The sequence below is a fragment of the Mycobacterium sp. HM-7 genome, from assembly GCF_053852335.1.
In genome coordinates, this window is sequence record NZ_CM132657.1 from 2,486,378 (window position 1) to 2,499,266 (window position 12,889).

Annotated in this window: 15 protein-coding genes, 4 tRNA genes and 2 pseudogenes; 5 read left to right on the forward strand and 16 right to left on the reverse strand. The window is 65.7% G+C overall.

Annotation, left to right across the window (positions count from 1 at the left end):
• Position 1 precedes the first annotated feature (1 nt).
• The 8 genes and pseudogenes from ACWW1C_RS11980 to ACWW1C_RS12015 form a co-directional block, all read right to left on the reverse strand.
• Positions 2–532 carry an N-acetyltransferase family protein gene (locus ACWW1C_RS11980; protein ID WP_455983632.1) on the reverse strand — a complete coding sequence of 177 codons (531 nt, stop codon included), beginning with the start codon at positions 530–532 and terminating at the stop codon, positions 2–4.
• A 79-nt stretch (positions 533–611) separates the two neighbouring features.
• The gene (locus ACWW1C_RS11985) at positions 612–1,160 is read right to left on the reverse strand and encodes a hypothetical protein (protein ID WP_455983633.1); all 549 of its coding nucleotides are present in this window, start codon (positions 1,158–1,160) and stop codon (positions 612–614) included.
• Positions 1,161–1,250: 90 nt separating this feature from the next.
• On the reverse strand, positions 1,251–1,430 hold the full coding sequence (locus ACWW1C_RS11990; protein ID WP_455984248.1) for a hypothetical protein: 180 nt from the start codon (positions 1,428–1,430) through the stop codon (positions 1,251–1,253).
• Positions 1,421–1,532: pseudogene (locus ACWW1C_RS11995) on the reverse strand (Clp protease N-terminal domain-containing protein); the annotation flags it as partial. The gene ACWW1C_RS11990 and the pseudogene ACWW1C_RS11995, both read right to left, overlap by 10 nt.
• A gap of 93 nt (positions 1,533–1,625) precedes the next feature.
• Positions 1,626–2,063: pseudogene (locus ACWW1C_RS12000) on the reverse strand (Clp protease N-terminal domain-containing protein); the annotation flags it as partial.
• Between the two features lie 51 nt (positions 2,064–2,114).
• Positions 2,115–2,768 carry a DedA family protein gene (locus ACWW1C_RS12005; RefSeq protein ID WP_455983634.1) on the reverse strand — a complete coding sequence of 218 codons (654 nt, stop codon included), beginning with the start codon at positions 2,766–2,768 and terminating at the stop codon, positions 2,115–2,117.
• A gap of 18 nt (positions 2,769–2,786) precedes the next feature.
• Positions 2,787–3,311 (reverse strand): hypothetical protein, encoded by a 525-nt coding sequence (locus ACWW1C_RS12010; protein ID WP_455983635.1) that lies wholly within the window; start codon positions 3,309–3,311, stop codon positions 2,787–2,789.
• 112 nt (positions 3,312–3,423) lie between these two features.
• Positions 3,424–3,756, reverse strand: a complete 333-nt coding sequence (locus ACWW1C_RS12015; protein WP_455983636.1) for a hypothetical protein — start codon at positions 3,754–3,756, stop codon at positions 3,424–3,426.
• Between the two features lie 530 nt (positions 3,757–4,286).
• Between ACWW1C_RS12015 and ACWW1C_RS12020 the strand changes: the two genes are divergently transcribed.
• Complete coding sequence (locus tag ACWW1C_RS12020) at positions 4,287–4,883, forward strand: TetR/AcrR family transcriptional regulator (protein WP_455983637.1); 597 nt, start codon at positions 4,287–4,289, stop codon at positions 4,881–4,883.
• Positions 4,880–5,359, forward strand: coding sequence for a DUF6653 family protein (locus ACWW1C_RS12025; RefSeq protein WP_455983638.1), 480 nt, complete (start codon positions 4,880–4,882; stop codon positions 5,357–5,359). Before ACWW1C_RS12020 ends, ACWW1C_RS12025 begins: the two co-directional genes overlap by 4 nt.
• A gap of 23 nt (positions 5,360–5,382) precedes the next feature.
• Here ACWW1C_RS12025 and ACWW1C_RS12030 read toward each other — a convergent pair whose 3' ends face one another.
• From ACWW1C_RS12030 to ACWW1C_RS12045, 4 genes are all read right to left on the reverse strand, one after another.
• Positions 5,383–5,574 (reverse strand): excalibur calcium-binding domain-containing protein, encoded by a 192-nt coding sequence (locus tag ACWW1C_RS12030; RefSeq protein WP_135356918.1) that lies wholly within the window; start codon positions 5,572–5,574, stop codon positions 5,383–5,385.
• A gap of 201 nt (positions 5,575–5,775) precedes the next feature.
• Positions 5,776–5,850 (reverse strand) — tRNA-Val (locus ACWW1C_RS12035).
• 14 nt (positions 5,851–5,864) lie between these two features.
• A tRNA-Cys gene (locus ACWW1C_RS12040) sits at positions 5,865–5,938 on the reverse strand.
• A 28-nt stretch (positions 5,939–5,966) separates the two neighbouring features.
• Positions 5,967–6,039: transfer RNA gene (locus ACWW1C_RS12045), tRNA-Gly, on the reverse strand.
• Between the two features lie 287 nt (positions 6,040–6,326).
• Here ACWW1C_RS12045 and ACWW1C_RS12050 point away from each other — a divergent pair.
• Positions 6,327–6,401, forward strand: a tRNA-Val gene (locus ACWW1C_RS12050).
• A 13-nt stretch (positions 6,402–6,414) separates the two neighbouring features.
• Here the strand turns inward: ACWW1C_RS12050 and ACWW1C_RS12055 are convergent.
• On the reverse strand, positions 6,415–7,152 hold the full coding sequence (locus ACWW1C_RS12055) for a GNAT family N-acetyltransferase (protein WP_455983639.1): 738 nt from the start codon (positions 7,150–7,152) through the stop codon (positions 6,415–6,417).
• Positions 7,153–7,308: 156 nt separating this feature from the next.
• On the opposite strand from ACWW1C_RS12055, the gene ACWW1C_RS12060 reads away from it, so the two are divergent.
• A complete protein-coding gene (locus ACWW1C_RS12060; protein WP_455983640.1) occupies positions 7,309–8,796 on the forward strand; it encodes a PPE domain-containing protein in 1,488 nt (495 codons plus the stop codon).
• Positions 8,797–8,855: 59 nt separating this feature from the next.
• Here the strand turns inward: ACWW1C_RS12060 and ACWW1C_RS12065 are convergent, their stop codons facing one another.
• The 3 genes from ACWW1C_RS12065 to ACWW1C_RS12075 form a co-directional block, all read right to left on the reverse strand.
• Positions 8,856–9,734 (reverse strand): hypothetical protein, encoded by an 879-nt coding sequence (locus ACWW1C_RS12065; protein ID WP_455983641.1) that lies wholly within the window; start codon positions 9,732–9,734, stop codon positions 8,856–8,858.
• A gap of 323 nt (positions 9,735–10,057) precedes the next feature.
• The gene (locus ACWW1C_RS12070; RefSeq protein ID WP_455983642.1) at positions 10,058–11,455 is read right to left on the reverse strand and encodes an NAD(P)/FAD-dependent oxidoreductase; all 1,398 of its coding nucleotides are present in this window, start codon (positions 11,453–11,455) and stop codon (positions 10,058–10,060) included.
• Between the two features lie 154 nt (positions 11,456–11,609).
• Positions 11,610–12,053, reverse strand: a complete 444-nt coding sequence (locus tag ACWW1C_RS12075) for a hypothetical protein (RefSeq protein ID WP_455983643.1) — start codon at positions 12,051–12,053, stop codon at positions 11,610–11,612.
• A 45-nt stretch (positions 12,054–12,098) separates the two neighbouring features.
• Between ACWW1C_RS12075 and ACWW1C_RS12080 the strand changes: the two genes are divergently transcribed.
• Positions 12,099–12,884 (forward strand): transporter substrate-binding domain-containing protein, encoded by a 786-nt coding sequence (locus tag ACWW1C_RS12080; RefSeq protein WP_455983644.1) that lies wholly within the window; start codon positions 12,099–12,101, stop codon positions 12,882–12,884.
• The last annotated feature ends 5 nt before the right edge of the window (positions 12,885–12,889 follow it).

Sequence of the window (12,889 nt, forward strand, 5' to 3'; positions counted from 1 at the left end):
GCTACAGCGGCCGCACCAGGACGTAGTCGCTCTCGGTCCGGGTACCGAGCTGAAATGTCTTGGTGCCGCTGATCTCGAACCCGTGCTTGCGGTAAAAGCGTTGGGCGCGTTGGTTTTCCTGGTTGACGCCCAGCCACACGCACCGCGCGCCGAGGTCCCGGGCGAACCCCACCGACGCGTTCATGAGGGTCGCGGCCGCCTCGCCGCCGTGGACGTCTGGCAGTACGTAGCACTTGGACAGTTCGACGGCCGGCCGTTCCGGCACGGCGCGTTGGACGTCGGCGTCGTCGGCCACGCCGCGAATCAGCATGGTGTAGCCCAGGATTCGGGCCTCATCGTGAGCGATGAACACGGCTCGCTCGGGATCGCGCAGGTACTCACCGAACCGATCGGCGGACAGATTGCCGGCGATGAAGGCCGCGATGTCGTCGGGCGTCGATGACGGCGGGCAGGCCAGCGGGAACGTCGCGGCGGCCACCTGGGCCAGTTCTGCGACGTCCTCGGCTTGCGCCACCCGCACCTGCACCGTCATCGGGATCTCCTTACCCACGAACACAAAACTGCCCCTGTCCGCGAGGGGCAGGGGCAGTTTATGTCCGATCGTCGGAGTCTCAGGGCAACTGGTCGCCCGGCTGCCAGATGTTCCACTGCGCCAGGTGGGTGCCGGTGGCCGGGTTGAGCATGACCACATTGGTCACCAGCCCGCGGTAGACGTCCCAGTAGACGACGCCGTCGACGGTGGAGCCCGCGGGCGCGCTCAGCAGCTTGAGTTCCAGCGCGTTGGGGTCGTCGGTGTGCTTGGACGCGTAGGCGTCGGCGTACGGGGTGACTCCACTGAAAGTGACGCCCGAGGCCATCCAGTGGGGATTGGGCGTCGAGATGACGTGCACGGTGACGTCGGCCCTCCAGGGGCCGCCCTGATTGCGCCAGCGTGGCGAACCGTTCCAGGTCCAGCCCGGCGGTTCGTCCGATGGCTGCACGCTGCGGACGGTGACGTCCGCAACGAGGCCCTTGAAGTCGACGTGGAGGGTCTGGCCGAGGTTGCCGATGCTGGTCTCGGCCACCGCCGATGGCGCCATTGTGGCGGCCAGGAGGGTCAACGCACCGAGCAAGCCCGCCAACCAGCGGTAGGTCCTGTTGCCGTTCACGCCCGTGCTCATCGCGTCCTCTCCGTAATGACTGCATCGCATGATGGCATACCGCCATCATGGCCTCGCCGGAATGGACTAGATCTGGCCACTTCGTGGAGGTCAGTGGGCCGTTTCGTCCCTGTCAGTGGACACTCCTGCTTGCCCGGGCTGTTCCGCGGCTGATTTTTGGGCGGCGACGAAGTCGGTGAGCATCCTCTCGAGTTCGGTTTCGAGGCGGCCCTTGTCGACGCCGAGACGGGTCAACGGGCCGTCCGCGTCCTCGGATTCGAGCAGTGCCAACAGGATGTGTTCGGTTCCGATGTAGTTGTGCCCCAACCGAAGTGCCTCACGGAAGGTCAGTTCCAGCACCTTTTTGGCGGCGCCGTCGAACGGGATCAGGGCCTTGGGTTCGGCGGTGCCTGCGGGTACGGCGGCGGCCGCGCGGATCTGGTCGGCGGTGATGCCTTGGTTGCTCAGCAGGACCATGGCCAGTGATCCCGGGTCGGTGAGCAGTCCGAGCAACAGATGGTCCGGGGTGATCTCGGTGCTGCGGGACGTGTGGGCGGCTTGTTGGGCTTCGACGACGGCGGTGCGGGCGCGAGGGGTGAACCGGCTGAACCCGTCCTTGGGATCCATGGTGTCGAGCCTGGGTTCCTTGGGGACGAAGCGTTTCTGGGCGGCCTGCTTGGTGACGCCCATGCTGCTGCCGATGTCGGTCCACGACGCCCCGGAGCGGCGGGCCTGGTCGACGAAGTGGCCGATGAGATGGTCGGCGATGTCGCCGAGGTGTTCGGCGGCGAGCATCGCGTCGGTGAGTTGATCGAGTGGTTCGGCGTGCACCTTTTTGATCGCCTCGATCAGGTCGTCGAGGCGGATGGTGCCGGCAATCGGATTGGGGGTGGAGGTGTGCGCGGATTCAGGAGATGGAGACATACGTCAACCGTAGGTTGACGATCGGTGATCGTCAACCACAAGTTGACGATGCTACGAGTGGCGCAGCGTGTCCCAGTCGTGCTCGGTTTCCAGTTGCTCGATGGCCTTGGCGGTGCGTTCTTTGAGCACCAGGGTCACGGTCAGGGCGAGCAGGCCACCCACCAGCAGCGCAACCCAGGAGAACCGCGCCAACCACTTCTCGGCGGCCACGCCCAGGTAGTAGACGACGGCCGTGGTGCCGCACGCCCACACGATTCCGCCGGCTGCATTGGCGGCCAGGAAGCGCGTGTAGTGCATCTTGAGGGCTCCGGCCAGTGGCCCGGCGAAGATGCGCAGCAACGCGACGAAGCGGCCGAAGAACACGGCCCAGACGCCCCAGCGGCTGAAGAGCCGGCGAGCGAGTGCGACGTGGCCCGGACCGAAGTGTTTGGGGAACCGGCGGCCGAGGCGTTCGAACAATGACATGCCGAAGCGGCGGCCGATGCTGTATCCGATCGAGTCGCCGATGATGGCGCCGGCGGCGGCGGACAGTCCGACGCCCAGCGGGTCGATGTCCAGGGTGTGCCGAGACGACATGACGGCAGCCGTGACCAGAATGATCTCGCCCGGCAGCGGGATGCCCAGGCTTTCGAGCCCGATCACGAGCCCGACCACGAGATACACCGCTAGCGGCGGGATCGATTGCAGCAGCGCGTCGACGTCCATGCCGCTAAGGATGCACTACTACGGGGTAGCTGGCGGCGCAGGCGCCGCCGGTGCCGGGGCCGGCGCCGGGGCAGGAGCACCGCCGCCTCCGCCGAGGGTGCCGAGAATCGCGATCGCGGCGCGGGCCTGCGGGGAAATGTTGGGCCCCGGCCCGGCGGAATCCGGTGCGGCATCGGTGACGTGCCACGGCTGGCAGCCGCTGGTCTTGAACGCCTTGTCCGTCTCGTCGATGAGCACGACCTGGGGCTTGGCGGTCATGGCGCTGTCGATGACGTTGTTCTTGGCGTGTGGGTCCACGTTGTTCATCCGCCGCCAGTAGCAACGCTTGTCGCCGACGGGTCCGGCGGTGGCGTAGGTACCGGGTGCGATGTCCTTGCCGACGATGAACAGTCCGTCACTGTCGATGCTGGTCTTCAGTCCTCCGGCGGGGGCGGCGGGGCCCGGAGGGGCGGGCGTGGGGTCGGCCACGGCGGTGGCCGCCGATACGCCCCAGCTCACCACGGCCAGTGCCGCGGCGGCGGCGATCGACGTCTTTGAGCTCATGACGTCAAAGTTTAGCTCTTCTAGCTATGTGTGTGGAGCGCTGAGTGGCGGAGAAAACAGCGCAGGGCGTGGGCCGTTGCGGCCCACGCCCTGACGACGTCGTGCGCGAGGATCAGTGCTGCGGTGCGAAAACGCCGCCGACCAGGCCGACGAGCTGCTTCGTGGCGAAGGTGCCGAGCTGGCCCGCACCCTGCTCGTAGTAGGTGCCTGCAGTGCCTGCGGCCTGGTTGTAGTAGGTGCCGGCCTTGCCCAGGGCCTGCTCGTTGTCGGTACCGAACTGGCCGATCGCGTGGTTGAGCTGCGTGCCGAACTGGCCGATCTGCTGGATCGGGTTCGGCGGCGGGGTCGGGGCCGCGGAGGCTGCGCCGGCGCCGGCGAGCGCGACGATTGCGGCGCCTCCAGCGAGAGCGATCGATCCTGCGATGCGGGTGGTGATGTTAGCCATGATTGGTGTCCCTCCTGGAGCGAAACTCGCTTACAGCAAACATTTGTAGTCCACATTTGCGTGTGGCGCAACCAAGTGAGCGAACTTTTCGCAAATTGCTCGTTTGCAGATTCGGATTTGCTGACAGAAACGAGCGAGTTCCGCCGGCTGTTGCCTGCTGGGGCTGGTGTGGCGGCGCGGCGGTCTCGGCGTCCCATGCCCGGTTGAGCGGTCAATAAGCGGCATGAACTGGCCTGATGGCCGTCGCGCGCAACCCCTTGAGTGCGCTGGTCACCCGCGGCGCTCGAGGCGGGGATGTCGGGCCTGCGAATTAGCTAGGCCGAAGGCCATCATCGCCCACTGGCTATTGATAACGCTGCGCCGAGTTGGTTCATCGGCGGATGGCAGTAAATCGTTACGCACCGTGTGAGGCAAATCCACCGGTGTTCACTGTGTCTGCGCCTTCGGGGCGATCGGTGGTTGTGGGATGCCCTGGTGCCATGGGTTGCAAACGCGTAGGCTATGACTGAATGACCAAAGGAGTCATAGCAATGGCAGTGGCGTTCACGCCCGATGAGAAGGACCGCATTGCGCGCACCCTGGTCGATACGGCCGAGCAACTGTTCGCGACCCAGGGCCTGAAGAAGACGTCCTTGGACGAACTTGTCCGGCCCGCGGGGATTGCCAAGGGCAGCTTCTATGCCTTCTTCGACTCGAAGGAGTCGCTCTATCTTGAGGTGATGCTCCGGCGTGCCCCGCTGGTCGGCGCCGGGCTCGCTGAGGCGCTGGGCCGGCCCGTCGATGAGGAGAACCTCGTCGGCCTCATGCGCGCCATCACGGACGTGCTCGTCGACGATCCGTTGTACCGGCGGCTGCTGATGCGTGCCGACGAGCTGACGGCGGTCACCCGCCGCGTCGGGCCCGAACAACTCGCCCGGGTCCTGCCGCAGATCGTCAGTCCTGTGCTCGATCACCTCGCGGCCGGGCAGCGCGCCGGCGTCCTGGTCGACGACATCGCGCCGGAGACGCTGCTCGGCGTCATACGGTCCGTCGGGCTGCTGGTGATGAACCGCGACAGGTTCGGCGCCGAATACGGCGACGTGCTCGAGGCAACCATCCGCACTTTGGCAAGGGGAATGCTCCGATGAAGCTTCTGGACAAGTACGCCCGCGCCGCCGGTATGAGCGACGAGGCCTGGCGCCGCCATGCCAACCCGTGGAGCGTATGGACGCGATTCGCGGCCATCCCGCTGATGATGCTGGCGATCTGGAGCCGCGTTTGGATCGGGTGGTGGGCCCTCGCGCCCATCGGCCTGGTCGTCCTGTGGCTGTGGTGGAATCCGCAAGCGTTCGCACCTGTCGACAGACCGGTCGCCTGGTCGTCCCGTGGTATCTACGGCGAACGGCTGTGGATGCAGGACCGTTCCCGCATGCCGGCGGGTTTCGCTGTGGTGCAAAGAATTTGGATAGTCGGCGCGTTGGCCGGGGCCGCGCTGCTGACGTGGGGGCTCGCCGCCCTGCTCATCTGGCCGGCGGTGTTCGGCGCCGTCCTCGTCGGGTACGGGCAGCTGTGGCGGATCGACCGGCTGGGCATCTTCTACGACCAGGTGGCCGCCGGTTGGTGACCGGCGCCCCTAGCGTGCGCTGATCAGCCTTCGCAGGCGATGCCGTCGTTGTCGCGGTCCTGGGATGCCTTGTAGTCGGGGTCGCCTTGCGGGATGTTGTAGCGGCCGTCGGCGTGGGCCGCCGAACAGTTCTTGTACCCGGATGCCTGCGCGACGGGGGCGATGGCCACCCCGGCGGAAGTGATCAGGGCAGCAACGATCAACGCACGCAACATTTCGACCTCGGAGAGTTAGCTCGGATCGGCAATATGCCGATATTGCGAGCTGGACGCTACAACCATCTTCACTGGACTGGGCATGGATTCGAGAAAAAACAGCGCGAAGGTACGAATATATTGCGGGTTGCTGGTTGTCGGCGCAGCCGCCAGGGCGAAAAAGAAAGACCCGGTTCGGAAACCGGGTCTGTTCTGAAACTCTGGTGCGCGATACTGGGATTGAACCAGTGACCTCTTCCGTGTCAGGGAAGCGCTCTCCCGCTGAGCTAATCGCGCCGGGTTGAACCTTTTGGAGGTGGAGACGGGAATCGAACCCGTGTGCACGGCTTTGCAGGCCGTTGCCTCACCACTCGGCCACTCCACCACTGGGGCTGATGCCATTCGCACCTTCGAGCGGATGACGGGATTCGAACCCGCGACCCTCACCTTGGCAAGGTGATGCGCTACCAACTGCGCTACATCCGCGTTTCGCTTCGGTTGAACTTTGTTCGTCCGTTGCGATGCAAGACATTAGTGCACGAATGCGAGCAGACACAAATCGCGTGAAAACCGCTGGTAAACGGGCTGGTTCGCGCAGGTGACCGAGTCTTGGCCGGTGTTGCGGGCGTTGTGTCCCGTGACTCCTGAGGCGATGCGGGGGCGGTCCCGGGTGCCGGACGTGTGTGACCGGAGACGTCGGGGTGCGATTCCCGTTCGGGTCGCCGAACGTGTTAGTGTCTGTCGTCGCACCGATCCGATCGGTGAGATTCCCCGGTCTCGTAGCTCAGGGGGAGAGCGTCCGCCTCACACGCGGAAGGTCACTGGTTCGATCCCAGTCGGGACCACCACGCAAAACCTCCGTCACGCATCGTCGGGCATGACGGTTTCCCATTGTCCGAACAGCTGCAGTTTCGCGCTGGCCGCCAGCTTCATCGAGGCGGAGTTATCGAGCTGGCACCGGTATTGCGGCTCGTAGCCCTCGTTGAGCGCATAGCGAAACATCTCACGTACCAACGTCTTTGCGTGCCCTTGACCGCGTACGGCACCGAGGGTCAGCACTCCGATGTCTGCCAACGGAAACTCCGCGTCCCACGGATACATGCTGCCGATACTGACGAGGCGTCCGTGTTCGTCGAACGCGCCGAAAACTGCCCAGTGGTCGAGTTCGACGTACGCGCCGTCCCAGTCTTCTTCGGACACAGCCGCTTTGAACGACGCAAAGATGTCGGCGTCGCCACCGGTGAGCGGTCGGACATTGGTCGAAGCTATCTCGTCGAGGATGTCGTCGGCCGCCGATTCTGAGAGATAAAACACATTGTCGGCGCCGTTCAGCGCGACGCCCCGGGCCGCGAGCGCGGCTCTGATGTCGGCCTCGGTCGGATTGCCGAGTGCGGCAATGTCATTGGTCAACACGTCCGCGATGGCAGGGCTTACAGCGATCGACACGCGGTCGTCGCCTGCGGTGCGGAGGATGGCGACGCGTTCGTCGTGCGCGCGGTCCGGGTTGACGGTAATCGTCACAGTTTCGTTGCCGTGCAACGGTTTCCCGCTGAACGCGGCAGTCCAGTAGTCGGTGATGACCGGTGAGAATTCGGGCACTGAAGAAACTCCTGGAGGCGCGCTGGTGGGGTGTGGCAGGCAGGTCGCATCTTCCAGAGGCTTCGTTCGATTGGCAACGCATTTTCTCGCGCCACCGACCGGGCTGCTACCTTAATGAACATAGTTTTCATTATCGTTAGCGGGGCGGAGGGACTGGTGATGGCAATGCCGGTGTGGATGGCGTCGCCGCCGGAGGTGCATTCGGCCTTGCTCACCAGCGGTCCCGGCCCAGGACCGCTGCTCGCGACCGCCGCTGAATGGACCTCGTTGGGCGCGACCTACACGGCGGTCGCCGAGGAACTTCGCGCCCTCCTCGCCGCAACGCATGCGGGGGCGTGGCAGGGACCGACAGCCGAGATGTATGTGGCAGCGCACGCCCCGTATCTGGCGTGGCTGACCCAGAGCAGTCTCGAAAGCAACGCCCGTGCGGCCCAACATCAGGCCATCGCCGGTGCGTACAGCGTCGCACTGGCCACGATGCCCACCCTTGCCGAACTTGCCGCCAACCACGCCACGCAGGCCGCGCTGGTGGCCACAAACTTCTTTGGTATCAACACAATTCCTATTGCGGTCACCGAGGCCGACTATGTCCGGATGTGGGTGCAGGCCGCCACCGCGATGGCGACGTACGAAGCCGTGTCCGACGTGGCGACGACGTCAGCGCCGCACCCCACGCCCGCACCGTCGATCGTGGAGCATGACGACCACGATCACGACGACCATGACCATGACCACGATCACGACCATGACCACGATCACGACCACGGCCACGGCGATCTGGACCCCACCGACCTGGAGTGGTGGTTCGACGTGGGTGCCGAGATGGGCGAGCATCTCGAATTGCTGTGGAACAACTTGCTGACCGATCCCGCTGCGCTGCTGACCAATCTCCCGATGGTGTTGGCGGACGTGACTTTTCACGCCTCCCAGCTGGCTTCGGTGCTCGGCCAGTTCGCGCCGGCGTTGATCCAGCCGGCGTTGGGGCTGGCGATTGCCAACCTCGGCTGGGTGGCCGGATTTGCGGGGCTGGCCGGTATCCAGGTGGCCCCGGAGACAGTCGGCGCGGAACCTCTGCCCGCGGCGCAGGAACTGCCCACGCCCGCTACCGCGGCAACCCCCGCGCCCAGCGTGGCTTCGACGGCGACGCCGGCGTCCGCACCGGCAAGTGCTCCCGCGTCGGCAGCGACCGGCACCGTGTCGTCGCCCGCTCCGCCGCCCACCTCACCGCCGCCGATCGCAGACCCGGGCTTCCCCTACGCGGTCGGTGACGGCTCGGGTATCGGCGCGAGCGTGTGGCTTCAGCGTCAGACTCGCGCTGAATCCACGGCATCAGCACAGGCATCGACAACTGCCCGAGAAGCCTCAGCTGCGACGGCGGCGGCCCGGCAGGCACGCAGGCGCCGCGGCCGACGTAAACAAGAAGGGGACGCCGTCGAATACATGGACCTGGGCGTCGCCCCGGAATGGGAATCCGGCGTCTCCGGCAGCGGCGCCGGCCCCATCGGGTTCACCGGCGCCGTATCCCGGTCCGGCGCGACGCCGACGGGCTTGACGGCGGCGACGAGTGACGAATTCGGCGAAGGAGTGCGAGCACCGATGCTGCCCAGTACCTGGAATCCTGCCGAGACCGACGTCGCCGACTGACGGCCATTGCTCGGCCTTTCGTTCCTGGTCCGAGTCCGATCGTCGGGGGTGGCGAGGCGTTACCAGGGGGCTTCAGCCCAGCCGAGGTAGGTCGCGCCGGGGGTGGGGTTCCAGTTCGGGAGGACCTGCACGGTGTGTCCGGCGCCGGCCAGGCCGTGGTAGCTGCGGCTTACGCCACCAGAAACGAAGGTGCCGTCTGCCTGGGCGATGTCAACGTGGCCTTGATGAACGCCGTTCCACACGTCCAGGTCGCTGACCGAGAAAACCAGCGCCCCGGGCGGCGGGGTGCCGTCCATGCGGATTTTTCCTTGGCTGGCCAGTCGGTCGTGGAACGCCAGTGCTGATGTGGCGCCGAGCGCGGGCTGGCCGTAGGCGTTGGCGACGAACTTGCCGCAGGCGAAGTCGTAGGCGTCCGAGCCGATTTGGCCGTTTGCCCAGGCGACGGCGTTGGCCGCTTTCGACGAAGACTGGGCTGGTGGCGGCGGAGCGGCCCCGCCGCCGGAGCCACAATCGCTGGTCACGTCATTGAGGGTCCCGGTTTCGATGTCGACGTCGGCGACGAAGTGCCCATCGGAGGTTTGGTACCAGAGGTTGTCCCAGCCGCCCGGGATGTTGAAGCTGAAGAAGCCCTTCACGGGCTGGCCGCGTCGGGAGCACACCAGCGTCACCCTGTCGCCGGGGTTGTACCAACCGTCTTGATGGGAGCCGAGGTTGGCATCAGACATGCGCTGGGTTTTCACTTTGACGGTGGCGGTCGGATCCGCATGGGCCGGCGCGGCCAGTGCCATGGTCAGCAGCGCGCCCGCGGCGCAGATCGCCGTGATCGTGCTTCGTTTCCCGAGAGCCGCGCTCTTGTGCCGCAAATAGCCAGATGTAGTGAAGTCTTGAGCATTGGAGGTCGAACTTGTATGCGCAAACTTTCCTGTGCGTCTGTTCACGGAACCTCCTCATGTGCGGGAGCTACCAATGTGGCAGCGGTCCAATAGATATCAGATTGCGTTTGCCTGCGGCAATGGAATGCCGGCGCAAATGTGGCAAACAGGAGAAGATCCGTCCGATCGGATGACACAGCAAACCATCCGCACTATTGGCGCGGCCGGCGGGCTGCCATCTCGGAGATCGAACCGCTGACTTGGCGACTCACGCAAAAATGACACGACCCGAGAAACCCGGGCGTGGCGCAGATTGAGGGGGCCGATCCTCTTCGCACGTCACACGTGCGTTCTGTAAAGGCCTGTGTGCCAAGGACTTCCGTGCGAGTCTAGGCGGACTCGTTCTTCTCGACCTTGTCGGCCGCGGCCAACGCGTTGAGCTGGTTCTGCAGCAGCTGCATCGAGGTGCGCGCGTAGATCATCTGGCTCGTGATCGCCATCTGGGCGCGCCCGCGGCCGAGGAAGGTGACGAACCAGGTGAACAGCGTCGTCACCCGGTTCTTGTACCCGACGAGATAGACCAGGTGCAGCACCAGCCACGAGAGCCACGCGAGCGGCCCGGCGAATTCCAGCTTCTTCTTCGTCAGTGGCACCGGGACCTGCGCGACCGCATCGAAGCGCGACACGGTGGCCATGCTGCCCTTGTCCCAGTATTTGAAGGGCTCGCGGTTGGCGGGGTCGTCGTGGCCGGCCAGCGACTGCTTGATGATGTCGGTGGCGTAGGTGGCGCCCTGGATCGCGCCCTGCGCCATGCCGGGCACGCCCGGCACGGCCATCAGATCGCCGACGACGAACACGTTGGGGTGTCCCTTGACGGTGAGGTCGGGTTCGACGAGGACGCGGCCGGCGCGGTCCGTCTCGGTGCCGTCGGACTGTTCGGCGATGAGCTTGCCGAGCGGACTCGCCTGCACACCGGCCGACCAGACCTTGCACGCGCAGTCGATGCGGCGCTCGGTGCCGTCCTTGTCCTTGACGGTGATGCCCCGGTAATCGACGTCGCTGACCATGGCGTTCAGCTGGATTTCGACACCGAGCTTCTCCAGGCGTTTCTGTGCCTTGGCGCCGAGCTTGGGGCCCATGGGCGGTAGCACCGCGGGGGCGGCGTCCAGCAGGATCACGCGGCAGTCCTGCGGCTCGATGCTGCGGAACGCCCCCGCCAGGGTGCGTTCGGCGAGTTCGGCGATCTGCCCGGCCAGTTCGACGCCGGTGGGTCCGGCGCCGACGACGACGAACGTCAGCCGGCGTTCACGCTCCGCGGGGTCGGTGACCACCTCGGCGGCCTCGAACGCACCCAGAATGCGGCCACGCAACTCGAGGGCGTCGTCGATGGTCTTCATCCCCGGGGCGAACGTCGCGAAGTGATCGTTGCCGAAGTAGGACTGCTGGGCGCCGGCCGCGACGATCAGGCTGTCGAACGGTGTGACGGTCTCCTGCGACATGAGCTTGGAGGTGACGGTCTGGGCGTTCAAGTCGATGTGTTCGACCTCGCCGAGTCGGACCGTGACGTTCTTCTGCTTGCGCAGGACCAGTCGCGTCGTCGGGGCGATCTCGCCTTCCGACAGGATGCCGGTGGCGACCTGGTAGAGCAGCGGCTGGAACAGGTGGGTTGTCGTGCGCGAGATCAAGGTGATGTCGACGTCGGCGCGTTTGAGGGCCTTGGCGGCTTGCAGGCCACCGAATCCCGATCCGACGACGACGACGCGGTGACGCGGCGAAGCGATGGTCATGTTGCTCCTTCGGGTACAACCGTGAGGACCGAACGACAGGGCAAACATACTGGGAGTTGACGAACTATGGGCGGCAACGGGTTGACCCGCGGTGGAACGCCGCCGGCCGGGGCACGTTGACGCGCGGGCCGAGGGGGATTCGTCGTCGCGCCGCCTAGCGATCTGCCGGCATTTCGATCCCCATCTGCCGCAAGGCCTTTCGCATGGAGCTGTCTCCACGGTCCAGGTAGCCGCTCAGCTGGTCGAGTGCGGCGTCTGCGGTGCCTGGCGTCATCATCGTGCAGACGTGCGCGAACGAGCGAAAGTTGTCGATGCTGTCCTGCAACGACGAGTTGACTTCTTCGTCGGGGGTCGGCAGGTTCTTGCCGAGATCGTCCAAAGTCCCTTGTAGCTTGGTGCAGTCCCGCGACATGGTGACGAAGTCGTGTGCGGTCATCGCTTCCCCGACGGTGCCGAGGGTGCCACCCAGGCTGGACACCGAATCGGTGATGGGGCGTTGCCACTTGAGATCGTCCGGCGCGCCGGCCTGCCCGGGCACGGTCTGCGTGCAGGCGCTGAGCAGCGCACCTGCCACTGCCAGTGCCGCGATTCGACGCATACATCCAGCGTAGGCGAGTCGGTGGCCTCGTGAGAGCCTGGCGGTATGAGGCGCACTGTGATCCGAGGCGCGTCGGCGCTGGTCGTCGCGTTGGTCGTCACGGTGGCCGCGGGGTGCGGCGCGCCGGCCGAATCTCCGCCATCGGCGCTGAAGGTGTGCAGTACCGGCGACTACCGTCCGTTCACCTACCGCGACCCCGACGGCCAGTGGAGCGGCATGGACATCGATCTGGTCCGGGATTTCGCCCGGGCGTCCGACGTGGAACTGCAGCTCGTGCCGACCAGTTGGCCGACGCTCATGGCCGATCTGGGCCAGAAGTGCGAGCTGGCCGTCGGGGGTATCAGTATCACTGCCGACCGGGCCGCCAAGGCGCTGTTCTCCGCGCCGTATCTGCGCGACGGCAAGGCTGCCGTCGTGCGGTGCGCCGACGCCGCGAAATACCGGTCCCTGCCGGACATCGACCGCGGGGGAGTGCGGGTGGTCGTCAATCCCGGCGGCACCAACGAACAATTCGACCGCGCCCATCTGCGCCACGCGACCATCGTCGAATACGCCGACAACAACCGCATTTTCGATCAGGTCATCGACGGCAAGGCCGATGTCATGATCACCGACGGCAGCGAAATCCGTTGGCAGGTTACGCAACATCCACAATTGTGCGGGGTGTCGACCGACCAGCCGTTCACCGCAGCACAGAAGGCCTACCTGATGCCGGCGGGCGCCACGGCACTGCAACAACGAATCAACAAGTGGCTCAGTGCCATTCAACGCAACGGGAGCTATGCGACCGTCAGCCGGAAGTGGCTGGGTGCGGATATCGGTCCGAAGTGACGGTC

Excerpts from the sequence above, each read along its gene's own strand:
- ACWW1C_RS12005 (WP_455983634.1), bottom strand. The coding sequence starts at position 2,768 with ATGGACGTCGACGCGCTGCTGCAATCGATCCCGCCGCTAGCGGTGTAT.
- ACWW1C_RS12075 (WP_455983643.1), bottom strand. The coding sequence starts at position 12,053 with ATGCGTCGAATCGCGGCACTGGCAGTGGCAGGTGCGCTGCTCAGCGCC.
- ACWW1C_RS12010 (WP_455983635.1), bottom strand. The coding sequence starts at position 3,311 with ATGAGCTCAAAGACGTCGATCGCCGCCGCCGCGGCACTGGCCGTGGTG.
- ACWW1C_RS12080 (WP_455983644.1), top strand. The coding sequence starts at position 12,099 with ATGAGGCGCACTGTGATCCGAGGCGCGTCGGCGCTGGTCGTCGCGTTG.
- ACWW1C_RS11980 (WP_455983632.1), bottom strand. The coding sequence starts at position 532 with ATGACGGTGCAGGTGCGGGTGGCGCAAGCCGAGGACGTCGCAGAACTG.
- ACWW1C_RS12020 (WP_455983637.1), top strand. The coding sequence starts at position 4,287 with ATGGCAGTGGCGTTCACGCCCGATGAGAAGGACCGCATTGCGCGCACC.
- ACWW1C_RS12025 (WP_455983638.1), top strand. The coding sequence starts at position 4,880 with ATGAAGCTTCTGGACAAGTACGCCCGCGCCGCCGGTATGAGCGACGAG.
- ACWW1C_RS12015 (WP_455983636.1), bottom strand. The coding sequence starts at position 3,756 with ATGGCTAACATCACCACCCGCATCGCAGGATCGATCGCTCTCGCTGGA.
- ACWW1C_RS12070 (WP_455983642.1), bottom strand. The coding sequence starts at position 11,455 with ATGACCATCGCTTCGCCGCGTCACCGCGTCGTCGTCGTCGGATCGGGA.
- ACWW1C_RS12030 (WP_135356918.1), bottom strand. The coding sequence starts at position 5,574 with ATGTTGCGTGCGTTGATCGTTGCTGCCCTGATCACTTCCGCCGGGGTG.
- ACWW1C_RS11985 (WP_455983633.1), bottom strand. The coding sequence starts at position 1,160 with ATGAGCACGGGCGTGAACGGCAACAGGACCTACCGCTGGTTGGCGGGC.